The sequence below is a fragment of the Polyangium fumosum genome (genome assembly GCF_005144585.1).
Classification (GTDB): domain Bacteria; phylum Myxococcota_A; class Polyangia; order Polyangiales; family Polyangiaceae; genus Polyangium; species Polyangium fumosum.
Genome location: NZ_SSMQ01000001.1, coordinates 105,900 through 122,566, shown reverse-complemented (window position 1 = coordinate 122,566; position 16,667 = coordinate 105,900). Strand labels below are relative to the sequence as shown.

The following is a 16,667-nucleotide window of genomic DNA, read 5'->3' as shown; positions in this document are numbered from 1 at the left end:
TCCGCTGCCATGCCTGGCGTCAAGACCCTCCCCGAAACGGCGACCACGCCGACCACCGAGACCCATTTCCGCTTCATGGCGGCCCGCATCCGGCGCCATCCCCTCACGCAGGCGCTCGTCGCCGAGGTGGATGCATTCGAGCCGCGTATCGAAGCCGCCATCGCCGAGGAGAAAAACCTCCTCATCGCCGAGGCCTCCGCCGCCGCGGCCGTCGAGTTCGCGGATCACGACCTCGATGATTCGGTCGATTTCGTCGCGGCGAACGTGGACAGGCGTTCGCTCCTCGCGCAGCGGCTCTTCGGGGATGTGCGTCCCAGCGAATTGAAGCGCCCCACGCTCGGCGGGCAGCTCGAGGTCATGAAGACCTGGCACGAAGCGCTGGTGGAGGCCGATAAACCCGTGCTGAAGGACCACGCCCCCGTGGTCGCCGCGCGCGCGCAGGCAGGCACGCTTGCGGCGGACGAGAAAAAAAACGCCACGCAGAAGCTCGTCGATTTCCGCACGATCGGCACGCGCGTGAAGCTGAACCAGGATCACAACAAATTGCGGAAGTCCCTTTATGGGAAGCTCGGCGAGATCCAGCATGAGCACAAGCTCGGCACCGGATGGGCAGAGTCGTTCTTCATGCAGGACTCGGCCGAGGAGCTGACGTTGCCCCAGCTCGACAAAAAAATCGCCGCGACCACGGCAGAGCTCGACGCATTGAAGAAGCAGCGCGAAGCCATCGCCATCCAAGAAGCGAAGATCGCCGCCCAGCGAGCGCATGCCGCCGAGCAAGAAAAGAAGGCGAAGCTCGAAGCGCTCCAGAAGCTCAAGGCCGACCTCGCGGCGCAAGAGGCGGCGCTGCTCTCCGAGCTCTCCGAAGGCGAATCGAACAAGGGCCCGTAAGGGCACGCGGTCCGCGGTGGCGGATCCGGAGGATCCTCCCGCCTCACCGCACCTCGCGCACCCCGATCGTCCGCGCAAGCCTGCGCGCCCCGCCAAACCCTTTTGCCTCGGTCGTCCACAAGTCCCGCTCCGCCGCCGCGAGCGCGGCCGCCGCCTGCTCCCGCCGGCGCTTCACTTCCTTCGGGTCCCGTGTCCCCTGCGTGGGCAACCCCTCCACGCCGACCCACGCGAGCACCGCCGCGTCCCGCCCGAGCCCCGCCCACAGGCTCGGCGGATCCGGGTGCGCCGCCATCCAAGCCGAAAGCGACTCCCGCCCCGGCGCACGCGGATCGATCGGGTACGCCCCCGCCGTCGCCGCGAACGTGCCCTTCGGCAAGCTCACCCCGCCGAGGTCGAGCCCCACCGCGGTCTTCACGCTCGACCCGGAGACCGAGAGCAGCACGTCGGACACGCAGCTCCCGTAGACCACGACGCCGCCGATGCCGCGCCACGAGGGCGGCAGGCGCGTGCACTCGAACGCCTCCTCCCGCGCCATGTCCACGCTGCCCTTGTCGCCGATCCACACGACCTGCCCCTTCGCCGGCAGCGCTCCCACGAGCGCCTTGCGCACGCGCTCCGGCTCCTCGCCGACCACGAACACGAACGCCGAGTCGGCCACGTCCGGCGCTGGCGGATGCAAGAGGACCACCGGGATCGACTCGCGCTCGGCGAACTTCGCCGCGATCGTGGCCTCCTCCCGATCGACGCCCGCGATCACGATCGCCGCGCCGTCGGCGCCGAGCCCTTCGAGCGCGTCCTCGATGCCCGTGTCGCGCCCGAGGTCGTCACGCGTCACGAGCCGCGCCGCAGAACCCGGCAGCCCGAGGCCAAACAGCACGCCGCTGATGACCTGCGTGCCGCGCCGCCGCGCTTCGAGGCTGCGCGTGGGCAAGACCAGGCCGAGCGTCGGCGCCTCGACCCGCGCGCCGCCCGCGCCCGCCGCGAGCTCGGCGATCTCGTCGGCGCTCGTCCCGAGCAGAGGCATCGCCGCGACGAGCAGCCGCCGCGCGAGTTGTTGATCCCGCGCCGAGATCGCCGCGTCCGAGAGCCGCTCGATGAGCGTCTTCTGCACCTCGAGCTCCTCGTGCAGCGGCTCCGGGTGCTGCTTGCGCCGCGCTTCGAGGATCGGCGCGAGCGCCGCCGGCGGGATGCTCGCGAGCAGCTCCGCGAGCTTCGAGCGCACCTCGCCGCGCTCCTCGATCGACGCCTCGTGCAGCCACACGAGCATCAGCTCGATCGCCTGACCGTGGTGCTTGGCGCCGATCGCGCTCGCGGTCGCCTCTTCGTTCAGGAACGTCCGGGCGTGCGGGTCGATGAGCTTGCCGAGCAGCGGCAAGAGCTTGCCCATCGCCGCCTCGGCCTTGCCGGAGCGGCGGAGCGCGGCGCCCTGGATCATCCGGGCGAGCTCCGCGGTCGTGCCGACGGATTTCGTCTGCGTCTCGGCGCGGGACGAGAGCTCGGTGGCGCGGCTGAGATCGCCGCGTTCGAGCGCGATCCAGGCGAGCATGACGTCGGCCACGGGGCCGAGCGCGTCCTTGGGGAAGCGCTGCTGGAAGGCGAGCAGCCGGTCTTCCAGGGCCTGGCGTTCGGCCCGGCTCGACTGCGCGAACGAGGCCTCGATGCTCCGGAGCTCCGTCTGCGCCTCGATCGACGACGAGAGCGGGACCGTCGGCGCGATGGCGTCGTTCCGCGATCCACCACACGCCCCCGCGCACGCGACGGCCAGGCCGAACCCTGCGAGCGCCCAGGGCCAGCGGCCGAGCGAGTTACCTAAAGATCGCGGCACCTTGACGTCCTGGCTAGAGTCCCATACATCGCCGGTCGCCCGCAAGACGACGAGGAGCATTCGTGTCCGAAGCAGCGCTCGCCGATCAATCACTCTTCGCGCAGAACCGACGCGCGTTTCTCCTGCGCAAGCTGCACTCGCTGACGGGCGTCGCGCCCGTCGGCGCGTTCATGGTGTTTCACCTGTGGACGAACGCCAAGGCGCTCCAGGGACAGGAGCCCTTCGACAAGGCGGTCGCAGAGATCACGCACACCCCGTACCTCGCGGTGCTGGAGTGGGGGCTGATCCTGCTCCCCCTGCTTTTCCACGCAGGGTACGGGGTCAAGCTCGCGCTCGACGCGAAGTACAACGTCTCGAAGTACAAGACCACGCGCAACTGGGCCTTCACGCTCCAGCGCGTCACGGGCCTCTTGGCCTTCGCGTTCATCGCGTTCCACCTCTACGAGTACTGGGGCAAGAAGCTCGCGGGCAAGCTCGCGCCCGAGCAGTTCTATCCCGCGCTCTGCCAGAACATGTCGGCGACGGTGAAGGGCATCCCGGTCGTGGGTCTGCTCTACGTGCTCGGCATCGCGGCGAGCGTCTTCCACTTCGCGAACGGCCTCTGGGGCTTCTGCTTCTCGTGGGGCGTGACGGTGTCGCGCCGCTCGCAGCAGATGGCCGCGGCCGTCTTCGGGGTGCTCGGCGTCGCGATCTTCCTGCTCGGCGCGAACACGGCGATCTACTTCGCCACCGGGTCGAGCGTGCAGGACATGATCTTCGGCAAGAAGGGGGGCTCGGACGCGCGCACGTGCGTCGACATCCTCCAGCAAACGCAGAAGCCCGCCTCGGTCGGGCCGGTCATCGAGTGAGGTTCTGAGGCATGGCTGCGAAAAGCACGATCCGGAGCGAGGGGGGCAAGGTCCGAAGGGTGATCGTCGTCGGTGGAGGCCTCGCGGGCCTCATGACGGTGATCAAGCTCTGCGAGGCGAAGGTCCCGGTGGACCTGATCTCGCTCGTCCCCGTGAAGCGCTCGCACTCGGTGTGCGCGCAAGGCGGGATCAACGCCTCCGTCAACACGAAGGGCGAGGGCGACAGCCCGCAGATCCACCTCGAAGAGACGGCCTACGGCGGCGACTTCCTGGCGAACCAGCCGCCCGTCAAGGGCATGGCCGAGGCAGCGCCGGGCATCGTGTTCATGCTCGACCGCATGGGCGTGCCCTTCAACCGCACGCCCGAGGGCCTGCTCGACTTCCGTCGCTTCGGCGGCACGCTCTTCCACCGCACGGCGTTCGCGGGCGCGACGACGGGGCAGCAGCTCCTCTACGCCCTCGACGAGCAGGTGCGCCGCTACGAGATCGCCGACGTGGTCGACGAGCACGGCGTGTCGATCCCGGGCGAGAAGATGGTCCGCAAGTTCGAGTTCTGGGACTACCTGCAGGCCGTGCTCGACGACAACGGCACGTGCGTCGGCTGCATCGCGCAGGACCTCAAGACGATGCAGATCAAGTACTTCCAGGGCGACGCCGTCGTGCTCGCCACGGGAGGCTGCGGCATCATCTTCGGTCGCTCGACGATGAGCGTGATCTGCACGGGGACCGCGGCGTCGTCGGCCTACCAGCAAGGCGCGGTCTACGCGAACGGCGAGTTCATCCAGGTGCACCCGACGGCGATCCCGGGCGCGGACAAACTCCGCCTCATCTCGGAGAGCGCGCGCGGCGAGGGCGGCCGCGTGTGGGTGCCGAAGGACGCGAAGGATCAGCGGAGCCCCAAGGAGATCCCCGAGAAGGAGCGCGACTACATCCTCGAGCGCATGTACCCGGGTTACGGCAACCTCGTGCCCCGCGACATCGCTTCACGCGCGATCTTCAAGACGTGCTTCCACGAGAAGCGCGGCGTCTTCAACCCGAAGACCGGGCGCAACGAGAACGAGGTCTACCTCGACCTCACGCACAAGGACGAGAAGTTCCTCCGCTCGAAGCTCGCCGGCATCCTCGAGATCTACGAGAAGTTCGCGGGGACCGACCCGTACCACAACCCGATGAAGGTCTTCCCCGCCGTGCACTACTCGATGGGCGGCCTCTGGGTCGACTTCGAGAAGGACGCGCGTGGGTCGCTGAAGGCGGGCTCGCCGCGCAACCACGCGACGAGCATCCCCGGGCTCTACGCGGTGGGCGAGGTCGAGTACCAGTACCACGGCGCGAACCGGCTCGGCGCGAACTCGCTGCTCTCGTGCATCTACGGCGGCATGGTCACGGGCCCCTCGGTCGCGAGCTACCAGAAGAGCCTCGCGAAGAGCGCGTTCGACCTGCCGAAGTCGACCTTCGAGAAGGCCGAGAAGCGCTGCCAGGACGACTACGAGCGCATCCTCAAGCAAAACCAGGACGCGAAGGACGCCGAGAACCCGTACAAGCTGCACCAAGAGCTCGGCGACATGATGCTGCGCGACGTGACGATCGAGCGCGACAACGCGACGCTGGAGCAGGTGCTCGGGAAGATCTCGGAGTTCGACGAGCGGGTGAAGAAGGTCGCCAGCCCCGACGGCTCGCAGCGCGCGAACCAGGGCGCGCAGTTCGTGCGGCACCTCGAGAACATGCTGGTGCTCGCGCGCGTCATCGCGCAGGGCGCGAAGAACCGCGACGAGTCGCGCGGCGCGCACTACAAGCCCGCGTTCCCGAAGCGGAACGACCCGGACTGGATGCGCACGACGCTCGCGAAGCACGAGCAGAAGGGCGCCGTGAAGTACCTGCGGGAGTTCGACTACACGTGCGCCGGGCAGTCGGTCCACGTGACGGACGCCGTCGACGCGAGCCTCGTCGCCCCGCGCGAGCGCAAGTACGAGCAGGCGGGCGCCGCGAGCGCCGCTGCGACCGGGAAGATCCAGCAACCCGCTGCCTCGGAGCAGCAGAAGAGCGTTTGACCATGGCGAACGACACGACGAAGGGCACCGGGCGTCTCGTGCATCTGCGCGTCAAGCGCCAGGACAGCCCCGATCTTCCGGAGACGCGGCGGTGGGAGGAGTTCAAGGTCCCCTACCTGCCGCAGATGAACATCATCAGCGCGCTGCAGCAGGTGCAGAAGGAGCCGCGCACGGTCGACGGGAAAGACGTCGCGCCGGTCGTGTGGGAGTCGTCGTGCCTCGAAGAGGTTTGCGGCGCCTGCACGATGGTGATCAACGGGCGCGTGCGTCAGGCGTGCTCGGCGCTCGTGGACCAGATCGCGCCGAACGGCGAGATGATCCAGGTCGAGCCGATGACGAAGTTCCCGCTCGTGCGGGACCTCATCGTCGACCGCGAGCGCATGTTCCAGGACATGAAGAAGGTCAAGGCGTGGATCGACATCGACGGGACGCACGAGCTCGGCCCGGGTCCACGCGAGAGCCCCGAGGCGCAGCAGGAGCGCTACCCGCTGTCGCGCTGCATGACGTGCGGGTGCTGCGTCGAGGCGTGTCCGCAGTACAACGATTCGACGCAGTTCGTCGGGCCGTTCGCGCTGAACCTCGTGCGGCTCTTCAACATGCACCCGTCGGGCGCGCTGCATAAGAACGCGCGGCTGGAGACGGTCATGGGCGAGGGCGGCGTGCAGGACTGCGGGAAGTCGCAGAACTGCGTGGAAGTTTGTCCGAAGGAGATCCCGCTCGTCGATTCGATCGCGCAGGTGTCGCGGGATGCGACGAAGCGGCTGCTGTTCGGCTGGTTGCTCAAGTAGCGGAGCGACGCCCTCACCCCCCACCCCCTCTCCTTCGCGGGAGAGGGGGCTCAAGTCAGTCAGCGGTAGGGCAACCCGAAGCCCATGCCGGGCATGTAGCCGCCGGGGCCATATCCCAGGCCGTTCGGCATGAGCGTGTTCGTGTTGCGCGTCTGGGCGACGATGCGCGGCGTGAGCAGATGGCTGACGAGCGTGCACGTCTGGTGCTGCAGGTAGGTCTGGTTGCAGCCGATCCAGACGCCGAGCGAGCTGCGTCCGCCGTCGTCCTCGTAGCGGACGACCTCCCCCGTGGGCATGACGCTGAGCCAGGCGTTCGTGTCGTCGCCCTGCGAGGCGTGGAGGATGCCGACGTTGCCGAGGAGCTTGTCGCCGGGGCCGACGAGCTTGCCGCCGGGCTCCAGCAGCGCGACGGGGTCGTTGTTCGGGTCGTAGACGCGCCCGCCGCGGTCGACGGTCATCTCCTGGCTGTCGTTGAGCATCACGCGGCCGTCGGGGAAGACATCCACGACGGCGACGCCGACGACCCAGCGAGCGCGGGGCACGTCGAGCATCGCGCCACCGCGGGCCCAGTTGGCCGGAGCGCCCGGCGCGCATGCGCCGAGGAAGAGGGCGGAGGCGAGGATCAAGCGCCGCATCATCGGTCCAAGGATAGTACGCAAGCAGGCCGTCGGTCAGGGCCCGGCACGATCAAACCTTCTCGATCGAGGCCTTTCCGAGCAGGCCCGTGGGCTTGACGAGCAGAACGGCGATGAGAGCGGTGAAGACCAGGACATCCTGCAGGCCGGAGTACGCCGTGAGCTTGGTCATCTCGCCGATGATGCCGATGAGCAGGCCGCCGAGCATCGCGCCCGGGATGCTGCCGATGCCGCCGATGACGGCCGCGACGAACGCGCGGTTGCCGATGACGACGCCCATCGTCGGGTAGACCTGCGACTGATCGAGGCAGTAGAGGACGGCGCCGAGCGCGGCGAGGACCGAGCCCGTGATGAACGTGATCGAAATGACGCGGCTCGTGCGGATGCCCATGAGGCGCGCGGCCTCGATGTTCACGCTGAGCGCGCGCATCGCCTTGCCCATCCAGGTCTTGTGCACGACGAACCAGAGCGCGCTCATCACGGAGAAGGCCGCGATGAAGATGACCTTGCGCGTGTCCTCGATCGGCAAGAGCTGCGGATAGCCGCGGTACTGCGCGGTGAAGAGGAGCTGGGCGAGGTTCTGGAGCAGCACGCTCATGCCGAGCGCCGTGACGAGCGGGGTGACGCGGGTGTTCGCCTTGCCCTTGCCGCGCGTGCGCAGCGGCGCGTAGGCGATGCGCTCGACGATCATGCCGAGCAGGCCCGCGAAGGCCATGGCGGCGAGCGTCCCGCCGACGCCGGCGAGGACCGGCGCGTCCTTGCCGCCGAGCGCCGTGATGGCGAAGAAGCCGATGAAGGCGCCCATCATGAACACCTCGCTGTGGGCGAAGTTGATGAGCTTCAGGATGCCGTAGACCATCGTGTAGCCGAGGGCGACGAGCGCGATCATCGACCCCTGGGCGAGCCCCGTGATCAGGGCGTTGAGGATCTTCATGGCCATGGAATCACTCGACCTCGCGCCTCAGGGCTTTTGAGCCTTGTCGTTCACCGCCGCAAAGTAGGTGAACTTCTTGTTCTTGATCTGAACGATCACGATGGATTTGTCCGCGTTGCGGTTCGGGTCGATCGTGATCGTGCCCGTCGCGCCGGCGAAGTTCTTCGTCTCGGCGATCGCGTCGCGGATGGACTCGGGCGTGTCGCCCTTGGCGCGGCCCATGGCGTCGAAGAGGAGCTGCGCCGAGTCGTAGCCGAGCGACGAGAGGCTCGACGGATCCCGCTTGAAGCGCTCCTTGTAGGCCTTCAAGAAGGCCTGTGCGTTCGGCCAGGGGACGTCGGGCGCGTAGTGGTTCGTGAAGTACGCGCCCTCCATCTCCTCGCCCGCGTCCTGGAGGAGCGTCTCGGCGTCCCAGCCGTCGCCGCCGACGAACATGCTGCCCGGCATGCCCGCGGCCTTGGCCTGCCGCGCGATCGGGACCATCGCGTTGTAGTAGATCGGCGCGTAGACGAGCTCGGGCTTCGCGTCGCGGATCTCGTTGATGTACGTGGTGAAGTTCGTCTCGGTCTTGATGAAGCTCTTCTCCACGACGATCTCGCCGCCGAGCTTCTTCGCCGCGTCGCGGAACTGCGTGGCGAGGCCCGACGAGTAGACGTCGTCGGAGGCGTAGAGGATCCCGATGCGCTTCTTGCCCATCGTCTTCACCACGAACTCGGCGCCCATCTGGCCCTGTGTGTCGTCCGTGAAGCAGACGCGGAAGACGAAGGGCCCGATCTGCGTGACCTCCGGCGCCGTCGCCGAGGACGTGATCATCGGGATCTTGTGCTTGTTCGCGACGATGCCCCCGATCGTGGAGCGCGAGGAGGCGACCTCGCCGAGCAACGCCACGACCTTGTCCCGCGTGACGAGCTGCAGGACCTTGTTGTTCGTCTCCTGCGGGTTCGACTTGTTGTCTTCGTAGAAGACCTTCACGGGCCGGCCCTTCACGCCGCCCTTCTTGTTGACCTCGTCGACCGCGAGCTCGATGCCTTCCTTGGTCTCGATGCCGAACTGCGTCTCGGCGCCCGACAGGCTCAGGTACGCGCCGACCTTCCAGGGCTCGGCCGCCGCGGGGGCGCTCGGATCCTTGCCCGCGCCCTCCTTCTGAGGCGCGTCTTTCGGGGTGCACGCGAAAAGCCCCAGCGCGCTCACGCCGAGGGCCACGATCGCCTTCACCCAACGCCGTCGTCCGAGCATCGACCTCTCCTCGCCGGTCAGGGCCGCGAAACCACGCGATGCCCCGTGCCGGCCGATGAGTACCATCATCGCCGCATGTCGTCAGCCCCGAGCGCGCGCGGCCTCGGGATCAGCCGGCGCGGCGGCGCGCCCAGACGAACCGCTCCACGTTGCCTTTGGGGCCGTGAACCGCGCTGTCGACCTCGGCCACGACCTCGAACCCGCCTTCCTCGACGGCCCGACGCGCCGCGGCGATCGCGGCCTGCCGCGTCTCCTCATCCCGGATGACGCCCCGTCCCCGCGAGGCAGCCTCCTTTCCCGCCTCGAACTGCGGCTTGACGAGCGCGACGAGGTCCGCGCCCGGATCGAGCAAGGCCGCGATCGCGCCGATGAGCTTGCCGATGCCGATGAACGAGGCGTCGACGACGACGAGGTCGACGCCCGCGGGGAGATCGCTGCGCCCAAGGTCGCGCGCGTTCACCCGCTCGCGGACGTCGACGCGCGGGTCTGCGCGGAGCTTCTCGGCGAGCTGGCCGTAGCCGACGTCGACGGCCACGACGAGCGCGGCGCCGCGCTGGAGCAGGCAATCCGTGAAGCCGCCCGTGGAGGCGCCGACGTCGAGGCAACGACGGCCGGCGACGTCGAGGCCCTTCTCGGCGAAGGCCGTGAGCGCGTGGTCGAGCTTGTCGCCGCCGCGGGAGACGAAGCGCGGCGGCGCGGCGACACGGAGAGGCGCGTCGGGCGCGACGAGCGCGCCGGGTTTGTCCACGCGCGCATCGCTGCACGTCACCTTGCCGGCCATGATGAGGGCCTGCGCTTGGGCGCGGGTCTCGGCGAGGCCGAGGGTGACGAGGAGGGCATCAGCGCGAACGCGGGCGGGCGAGCGGGTCATGGGGCTTTCGCGAAGTCGTCGCCGTGGATGGCGCGGGCGACGGCGAAGAGTCCATCACCGATGCGGGGGCCGGGGCGCAAGACGTCTGAGCCGACGACGCGGATCTGGCCTTTCTGGACGGCGCGGAGCTCACGCCAGCCGGGCGTGTTCTCCACGCGCTCGCGCAGCGTCTTCGTGGCGCGCATGTCGGAGGCGCCGTCGAGCAGGACGTCGGGATCGAGCGCGAGCAGGTGCTCGAGGCCGATCGTCGGGTACGCGCCGCCGCGGGTGATGACGTTCTCGCCGCCCGCGAGGCGCACGAGCTCATCGGGGAAGCTGCCCGGACCGGCGACGACGATCGGCGAGACGTCGAACACGAAGAGCACGCGTTTTTTGGGTTTGCCCGCGACGAGCGCGGCGAGCGTGTTCCGTTTCTCCTCGATGCCCTGCGCGACCTGTTTCGCCTCGGCCTCGTGGCCCACGCGGCGACCGAGCTCGACGATCATGCTCGTGATGCCGTCGAGGGACTCGGTCTCGGGAAAATACGTGTCGATGCCGTGGGCGCGCAGCCCCTCTTCGAGTACGGGCCCGGCCGGGCCACGCGCGCCCACGACGAGCGTGGGCGCGAGCGCGACGATCGCCTCGACGTTCGGATCGGCGTAGCCGCCGACGACGGGCAGCGCCTCGGCCTCCTTCGGGTCGTCGCAGTACCGCGAGCGCCCGACGAGCAGGCCTCCGGCGCCGATCGCGAACATCGTCTCCGTCGTGCTCGGCGAGAGCGAGACGACGCGCAGGGGTTTGTTCGGACCGGAGCCCCGCGAGCACGCGGAGGAGGCGAGCGCGACGAGCGCGAGGGTGAACGAGCGGCGCTTCACCGCGTGCGGCGCCGCAGACCAAGCGCGACGAGCGCGAGCGCGAAGACGCCGCCGCGCCAGGGCACGGGCTTCGTCGGATCGGCGTTCACGCTGCAGGAGCTTTCGTTCGAGAGCTCGGGGCCGGGCGTCTCTTCCCCGCCCCAGCCGGCGCCCGACGACCCTTCGTCCTTGAAGCAGACGCCCTGGCCGTTGCTGTCGGCGTCGCAGTACCAGCCTTCGGGACAGGGCGCCTTCTCGTTGCAGAGGCGCGTGCAGTACTGCTCCTTGCCGTCGTTCACGCAGCGGCCCGAGGCGCAGTCCGAGGGCTCATTGCAGGCGTCGCCGGGCGTGTACGTGTAGTCGGGGTTCGTCGGCGCGCCGTTCGCCCACGCGGGCACGGGATAACCGCCCATCTCCGCGGCCTTGATCGCCGTGTCCTTGATCCACTGATCCCAGGCCTTCACGTAGCCGTAGATCGGGGTCGAGCAGTTGAAGCCGCCGCGCGAGGTCACGCCGATGACGCGGTTCTTCAGGTCGATCGCAGGTCCGCCGGAGTCGCCCTGGCAGACGCCGGCGTTGCCCATCCACTCGGTCGTCTTGACCGCACCCTGCGGGCACTCCTCGGTGACGCAGGTGATGGTGAGGTCGTCACGGCGGCGACGCGCGCCCGCGCCGTTGCCCGCGCCGTCCGTCGCGCCGAACCCGATCGCGGAGTACTTCTCGCCCGTGACGAGCGGCTCGTCGAGGCGCGGCACGAGAGGCTTCGCTTCTGCCTCGGGGATGTTCTCCGCGAGGATCAGGATCGCCTGATCCTGGCCGCAGAAATCGTCACCGGCGGGCAGGAGCACGACTTCCTTGGTGGCCCGGTACACCGAGGGGTCTTGCGAGAGCTCGGGCCCGGTGGTGACGAGGTAGCTGCTCGGCGCGGCGGGCGGGGAGAACTTGGTCACGCCGCACTCGACGGTGCCCTGGTTGTTGTTGATCTCCGAGACACAGTGGCGCGCCGTGAGCACGAGGTTCGGCGCGAGGAGCGAGCCGGTGCAGATACCGCCGAGGTTCGTCGCGTAAATCCCGACGACCGCGGTGTCTTTGTCGTCCGGATAGCCGCCGCTGATGTCGAGCTCCGCCTCGGCAACGGCACCCTCGGGCGCCGGCTGCGACACGTCACCGCAGCCGGCGACGAGCGCGAAAACGCCAAGGAACAAGGCAAAACGAGCGCGGGGCGGACACGACACCATCAGCGACCTCCAGGGAACGGCACGCGCGTGCGCCACGATGCATCGGGAGAGCACGCGCAAGGAGGCGCCATTGTAGAAAGGCGCCTCCGGACGCGCACGCGTTCTCTGTGCGACGCCCGCGTGATCCGAGAGTTTTACGCGGCGCGGAATCCTGCAATCCGATTGCAAGACGTGGGGGAGAGGGCGTGCGACGCACCTTCGCCAAGGTGGCGGCCGCCGGGGCCCGCCATGGCGGCGCCAGGGTGTTGGGTGAGCGATCGCGCGGAATTCCGGCCGATTCGTGGGCGGCCCGGCGATTGCTGCATCGCGGTACATGACCGACAAGCTGCTGCTCACCGCGCTCGCGCTCGCCGCGGGTTCCGCCCTGGCGCGCGCGCCGCTTCCCGCCGCGCTCGCGGCCGTGATCTCGCTCTTCCTGTTGCGCCGCCACCTCGAACGGTGGGCGCTCGTGGGCCTCGCGCTCGTGCTCGCCCTCGGCGCGCTGCGGGCCCGCGCGGCGATCGACGAGGCCGCGGCCCTGCATGCGCGCGTGACGGAGGCGCTCGGCCCTCCAGGCCGCTGCGAAGGGGAAGCGATCGTGCTGCGCTCACCGGTGGTGCAGCGCGGCGAACCCGCGGCTCCAGGCGAAGAACGCGGCGAGGCCCGCATCGAGGTCGAGCTCGTCCAGGGCGGCTGCGAACGTGGCCCGCTCGAAGGGCCGCTCCGCGCGAGGCTCCACGGCGCGCCCGAGGATCTCGCGCGGGGCGATCACGTGCGTCTCGTGGCGGACCTCGCCCCGGTCCATCTCTTCCTGAACGAGAGCCTGCCCGACCCGCGCCCCTCCATCGCGCGGAGCGGCGTCGCTGCGTCGGGAGGTATCGTCGATCTCGAACGTATCTCGCGCGGCCAGGGCATCCCCGCATGGATCGATCGCGCCCGCGCCCACGTGCGCCGCCGCATCGAGGCGACGTTTCACCCCGAGGCCGAGCCGCTCGCGCGCGCCCTCGTCCTCGGCGAGACGGATCTCCACGAGGCCGACAACGAGGCCTTCCGCCGGAGCGGTTTGTCCCATCTGCTCGCGGTCTCCGGCACGCACCTCGTCCTCGCCGTCGCGGGCCTCGCGGCCGCCGCGCGGGCCCTGCTCCTGCGCGTCACGCCGCTCTCGGCGCGCCTCGACGTCGGGCGCATCTCCGCGGCGCTCGCGATCCCCACGTCATGGCTTTATGCGGACTTCGCAGGCGGCAGCGGCTCGGCGTTGCGCGCCGCCGGCATGCTCTCCGTGGTGATGCTCGTGCGCGCGCTCGGCCGTCGCCCGAGCGGCGTGCGTGCCTTCGGCGGCTCGCTCCTGCTCGCGGCGATCCTCGATCCGCTCGTCGGCAGCGACCCGTCGTTCGTCCTGTCCGCGGCGGCGACGGCGGGGCTGCTCGGGCTCGATCGACCCATCGCGCACCACCTCGTGCGTGGCCCCGCGCTCGTGCGCGCTGTGCTGCGCCCGATCGCCACGACGCTCGCCGCGATGGTCGGCTGCACGCCGTTCCTCGCGATGATGACGCCTTCCTTATCGCTGCTCGGCATCCTCGCGAACCTCGTCGCCGCGCCGATCGGCGAGCTCGCGGCGCTGCCCGTGTGCCTCCTGCACGCCACACTCGCATGGGCGCCTCCGGTCGAGCGGGGCGCGGCGCTCCTCGGCTCGGGCGCGCTGATCGCGGTGCGCGCGGTCGCCCGCGTGACGAGTGATCTCGGCGGGATCGTCACCTTCCCACCGCCCACGCCCTCGCAGCTCGCGGCCGTGGCCCTCACGGCGCTCGCCGCGGCCCTCGCGAAGGACGCGCTTCGCCGCGGCGCCGCGCTTGCGCTCGGGTTTGCCGCGCTCCTCGTGCTGGAGCAGGGCGCCGCGCATGCGGGGAACGCCCAAGGCCGGCTCCGCGTCCGCACGCTCGACGTGGGCCAGGGGGATTCGATCCTCGTCGATCTGCCCGACGGAAAAACCATGCTCATCGACGGCGGCGGCTTCATGGGGAGCCCTGTCGACACGGGAACACGTGTCGTGCTCCCCGTGCTGCGCGCGCTTCGCAAGGAACGCGTCGACGTGGTCGTCCTCTCGCACCCGCACCCGGATCACTTCGGCGGGCTCGTCTCCACGCTCCCCGCGATCGAGGTCGGCGAGCTGTGGGACACGGGTCAAGGCGAAGACCACGGCGCCGGACCGACGTACGCTTCGATGCTCGCGAACCTGCGTCACCGAAAGATCCCGATTCGCAGGCCCGACACGCTCTGCGGCAAACACGTGATCGGCGGCGCGACGATCGAAGTCCTCGCCCCCTGCCCCGGGTTCGTCCCCGACGAGAGCGCGAACGACAACTCCTTCGTCCTGCGCATCACCTACGGCCGAAGGTCCGCGCTGCTCGTCGGCGACGCCGAGGCCGCGGCCGAGCGCTCGCTCATCGAGAAAAACCCCGCCGCCCTCCGCGCCGATCTCCTCAAGCTCGGCCACCACGGCAGCCGCACCTCCACGACGGCACCCTTCCTCGACGCCGTACGCCCGAGCGTGGCCCTCGTCTGCTCCGGCGTGCGCAACCGCTACGGCCACCCCGACCCCGGCGTCCTCGCCTCGCTGCGCGCCCGCGCCATCACCATCGCCCGGACCGACCGGGGCGGCGACATCGTCTGGGAGACCGACGGCGAGGCCGTACACCTCACACGCCCCTCCGCCCGCTGACGCGGGGATCTTGGGTGTTTCCGTGAGGAAATCGGCCGGGATCGCTTGCGCCACCGAGCCTGCTGAAGGAGTCTCTCCCCGAATGTCACGTGACGTCACCGTGGCGACCATCCGGCGGCGGCTCGCCGAGGAGGTCGGCCGCCTCGACAAACACGCGCCCTGGCGCATCGCGCTCGCCTACCCGTCGCCTTACCGCACGGGCATGAGCTCGCTCGGCTTCCTCCAGATCTACAAGTCGATCCAGAACGAGCCCGACATGGCCGCGGATCGCGCCTTCCTGCCCGACGACGAGCACGGGCCACGCGCCGTCCCGCTCACGTACGAGTCGCTCCGCCCGCTCGGCGATTACCCGGTGATCGCCATGAGCGTCGCCTACGAGCTCGAGGTCGCGGGCGTCATCCGCCTGCTCGAAGCCTCGGGGATCGCGCCGCTCCGCGAGGAACGTTCGTTTCGTGATCCCTTCATCCTCGCGGGCGGCCCGCTGACGAACTCGAACCCGCTGCCGCTCGCGGCCTTCGCCGACGCGATCGTCATGGGCGAAGCCGACACGCTCGCCGTCGACGTGCTTCGCATCCTGCGCGACACACCCTCCCGCGAGGCTGCGCTCGACGCGCTCGCGAAGACCCCGCACGTCTTCGTCCCCGCGCGCCACGGCGCCTCCATGCCCGGCATCGCGCAGTGCGACGACGAGCTGCTCCCCGCGTGGGCGCCGATCCGCACGCCCGACACCGAGCTCTCGAACATGTTCTTGATCGAGACCGAGCGCGGCTGCTCGCGCGGCTGCACCTACTGCGTGATGCGCCGCTCGACGAACGGCGGCATGCGCATCGTCCCCAAGGACAAGATCCTCGGCCTCATCCCCGAGGACGCGCGCCGCGTCGGCCTCGTCGGCGCCGCCGTCAGCGATCATCCGAAGATCGTGGAGATCGTCCGCACCCTCGCCGAGCGCGGCTGCGAGGTCGGCCTCTCCAGCCTGCGCCCGGACAAGCTCTCGGACGAGTTCGTCGGCGCGCTCAAGCTGGCCGGCTACCGCACGCTCACCACCGCGATGGACGGCACGAGCGAGCGCGTGCGCGAGACCCTCGACCGGCGCGCGCGCATCCGCCACCTCGAGCGCGCCGCCGAGATGGCGCGCAAGCACGGCATGCCGCGCATGAAGCTCTACTTGATGATCGGCGTGCCCGGCGAGGAAGACGTCGACGTGGACGAGTGCGTCCGCTTCGTCACGCAGCTCTCGCAGCAAATCCCCATCGCCCTCGGCATCGCGCCCTTCTGCCCGAAGCGAAACACGCCGCTCGCGCAGGCGCCGTTCGCGGGCATCGACGTGGTGAACGCGCGCCTCGAACGGCTGCGTCGTGGCCTCAAGGGCCGGGCCGACGTGCGCTCGACGAGCGCGAAGTGGGCCTGGGTCGAGGCCGTGCTCGCGCAAGGCGGCGAGGCCGAGGGCCGCGCGGTGCTCGACGCCGTACATGCCGGCGGCACCTTCGCCGCCTACAAGCGCGCGTTCGAAGCCTTCACCCCGAAGAAGCCGAAGAAGAGCCTCGCCATCGTCGCGAACGCATGAAGACCCTCACCCTGTACACGCGGGAGCGATGTCACCTCTGCGACGTGGCCAAAGAGGCGCTCGAACAGGTGCGCAGCACGGAGCCTTTCGAGCTTTTGGTCGTGGACCTCGACCACGAGGCCCCGGCCGAAAAGCGCGCGGCCTACGATTGGGACGTGCCCGTCCTGGAGCTCGACGGCCGTAAGATCATGAAGCACCGCGTCGACGAGGCGCGGCTCCTGCGGTTGATCCGCGAGTCCGAGGCGTGAGCGAGTGGGCGCA

General features: G+C 69.7%; 14 protein-coding genes. 7 read left to right on the top strand and 7 right to left on the bottom strand.

All coding sequences use genetic code 11. The features are described 5' to 3' along the window. Window positions 1-9 precede the first annotated feature (9 nt). Complete coding sequence (locus tag E8A74_RS00500) at window positions 10-888, top strand: intermediate filament family protein (RefSeq protein WP_136926887.1); 879 nt, start codon at window positions 10-12, stop codon at window positions 886-888. Window positions 889-931: 43 nt separating this feature from the next. On the opposite strand, the gene E8A74_RS00495 is transcribed toward E8A74_RS00500, so the two are convergent. After that, complete coding sequence (locus E8A74_RS00495; protein ID WP_136926886.1) at window positions 932-2,713, bottom strand: type 1 periplasmic-binding domain-containing protein; 1,782 nt, start codon at window positions 2,711-2,713, stop codon at window positions 932-934. A gap of 62 nt (window positions 2,714-2,775) precedes the next feature. Here E8A74_RS00495 and E8A74_RS00490 point away from each other — a divergent pair, with 62 nt between their 5' ends. The 3 genes from E8A74_RS00490 to sdhB are packed head-to-tail and all read left to right on the top strand — an operon-like array spanning window position 2,776 to window position 6,397. Next, window positions 2,776-3,561 (top strand): succinate dehydrogenase/fumarate reductase transmembrane subunit, encoded by a 786-nt coding sequence (locus tag E8A74_RS00490; RefSeq protein ID WP_136926885.1) that lies wholly within the window; start codon window positions 2,776-2,778, stop codon window positions 3,559-3,561. Window positions 3,562-3,572: 11 nt separating this feature from the next. Continuing rightward, entirely contained in the window at window positions 3,573-5,609 is a 2,037-nt protein-coding gene (gene sdhA, locus E8A74_RS00485) for a succinate dehydrogenase flavoprotein subunit (RefSeq protein ID WP_136926884.1), read from the top strand. Between the two features lie 2 nt (window positions 5,610-5,611). Further along, window positions 5,612-6,397 carry a succinate dehydrogenase iron-sulfur subunit gene (sdhB, locus tag E8A74_RS00480; RefSeq protein WP_136926883.1) on the top strand — a complete coding sequence of 262 codons (786 nt, stop codon included), beginning with the start codon at window positions 5,612-5,614 and terminating at the stop codon, window positions 6,395-6,397. 59 nt (window positions 6,398-6,456) lie between these two features. Here sdhB and E8A74_RS00475 read toward each other — a convergent pair whose 3' ends face one another. From E8A74_RS00475 to E8A74_RS00450, 6 genes are all read right to left on the bottom strand, one after another. Further along, window positions 6,457-7,035 (bottom strand): hypothetical protein, encoded by a 579-nt coding sequence (locus E8A74_RS00475; protein ID WP_136926882.1) that lies wholly within the window; start codon window positions 7,033-7,035, stop codon window positions 6,457-6,459. Window positions 7,036-7,084: 49 nt separating this feature from the next. Beyond that, a complete protein-coding gene (locus tag E8A74_RS00470) occupies window positions 7,085-7,972 on the bottom strand; it encodes a branched-chain amino acid ABC transporter permease (RefSeq protein WP_232379300.1) in 888 nt (295 codons plus the stop codon). 21 nt (window positions 7,973-7,993) lie between these two features. Then, window positions 7,994-9,202, bottom strand: a complete 1,209-nt coding sequence (locus tag E8A74_RS00465) for an ABC transporter substrate-binding protein (RefSeq protein WP_136926881.1) — start codon at window positions 9,200-9,202, stop codon at window positions 7,994-7,996. A gap of 109 nt (window positions 9,203-9,311) precedes the next feature. Next, a complete protein-coding gene (locus E8A74_RS00460; protein ID WP_136926880.1) occupies window positions 9,312-10,073 on the bottom strand; it encodes a TlyA family RNA methyltransferase in 762 nt (253 codons plus the stop codon). After that, window positions 10,070-10,927 (bottom strand): ABC transporter substrate-binding protein, encoded by an 858-nt coding sequence (locus E8A74_RS00455; protein ID WP_232379299.1) that lies wholly within the window; start codon window positions 10,925-10,927, stop codon window positions 10,070-10,072. The genes E8A74_RS00460 and E8A74_RS00455 overlap by 4 nt, the downstream gene beginning before the upstream one ends. Then, the gene (locus tag E8A74_RS00450; RefSeq protein ID WP_232379298.1) at window positions 10,924-12,111 is read right to left on the bottom strand and encodes a S1 family peptidase; all 1,188 of its coding nucleotides are present in this window, start codon (window positions 12,109-12,111) and stop codon (window positions 10,924-10,926) included. Before E8A74_RS00450 ends, E8A74_RS00455 begins: the two co-directional genes overlap by 4 nt. Before the next feature lie 346 nt (window positions 12,112-12,457). Between E8A74_RS00450 and E8A74_RS00445 the strand changes: the two genes are divergently transcribed. The 3 genes from E8A74_RS00445 to E8A74_RS00435 all read left to right on the top strand — a co-directional run bounded on the left by E8A74_RS00445 (window position 12,458) and on the right by E8A74_RS00435 (window position 16,654). After that, window positions 12,458-14,842, top strand: a complete 2,385-nt coding sequence (locus E8A74_RS00445; protein ID WP_136926877.1) for a DNA internalization-related competence protein ComEC/Rec2 — start codon at window positions 12,458-12,460, stop codon at window positions 14,840-14,842. Between the two features lie 82 nt (window positions 14,843-14,924). Then, window positions 14,925-16,406 (top strand): B12-binding domain-containing radical SAM protein, encoded by a 1,482-nt coding sequence (locus E8A74_RS00440; RefSeq protein WP_136926876.1) that lies wholly within the window; start codon window positions 14,925-14,927, stop codon window positions 16,404-16,406. Beyond that, window positions 16,403-16,654, top strand: a complete 252-nt coding sequence (locus E8A74_RS00435) for a glutaredoxin family protein (protein ID WP_136926875.1) — start codon at window positions 16,403-16,405, stop codon at window positions 16,652-16,654. Before E8A74_RS00440 ends, E8A74_RS00435 begins: the two co-directional genes overlap by 4 nt. The last annotated feature ends 13 nt before the right edge of the window (window positions 16,655-16,667 follow it).

Coding starts and splice junctions, on each gene's coding strand:
- E8A74_RS00465 (WP_136926881.1), bottom strand. CDS start 9,202: ATGCTCGGACGACGGCGTTGGGTGAAGGCGATCGTGGCCCTCGGCGTG.
- E8A74_RS00500 (WP_136926887.1), top strand. CDS start 10: ATGCCTGGCGTCAAGACCCTCCCCGAAACGGCGACCACGCCGACCACC.
- E8A74_RS00440 (WP_136926876.1), top strand. CDS start 14,925: ATGTCACGTGACGTCACCGTGGCGACCATCCGGCGGCGGCTCGCCGAG.
- sdhA (WP_136926884.1), top strand. CDS start 3,573: ATGGCTGCGAAAAGCACGATCCGGAGCGAGGGGGGCAAGGTCCGAAGG.
- E8A74_RS00460 (WP_136926880.1), bottom strand. CDS start 10,073: ATGACCCGCTCGCCCGCCCGCGTTCGCGCTGATGCCCTCCTCGTCACC.
- E8A74_RS00475 (WP_136926882.1), bottom strand. CDS start 7,035: ATGATGCGGCGCTTGATCCTCGCCTCCGCCCTCTTCCTCGGCGCATGC.
- E8A74_RS00470 (WP_232379300.1), bottom strand. CDS start 7,972: ATGGCCATGAAGATCCTCAACGCCCTGATCACGGGGCTCGCCCAGGGG.
- sdhB (WP_136926883.1), top strand. CDS start 5,612: ATGGCGAACGACACGACGAAGGGCACCGGGCGTCTCGTGCATCTGCGC.
- E8A74_RS00445 (WP_136926877.1), top strand. CDS start 12,458: ATGACCGACAAGCTGCTGCTCACCGCGCTCGCGCTCGCCGCGGGTTCC.
- E8A74_RS00435 (WP_136926875.1), top strand. CDS start 16,403: ATGAAGACCCTCACCCTGTACACGCGGGAGCGATGTCACCTCTGCGAC.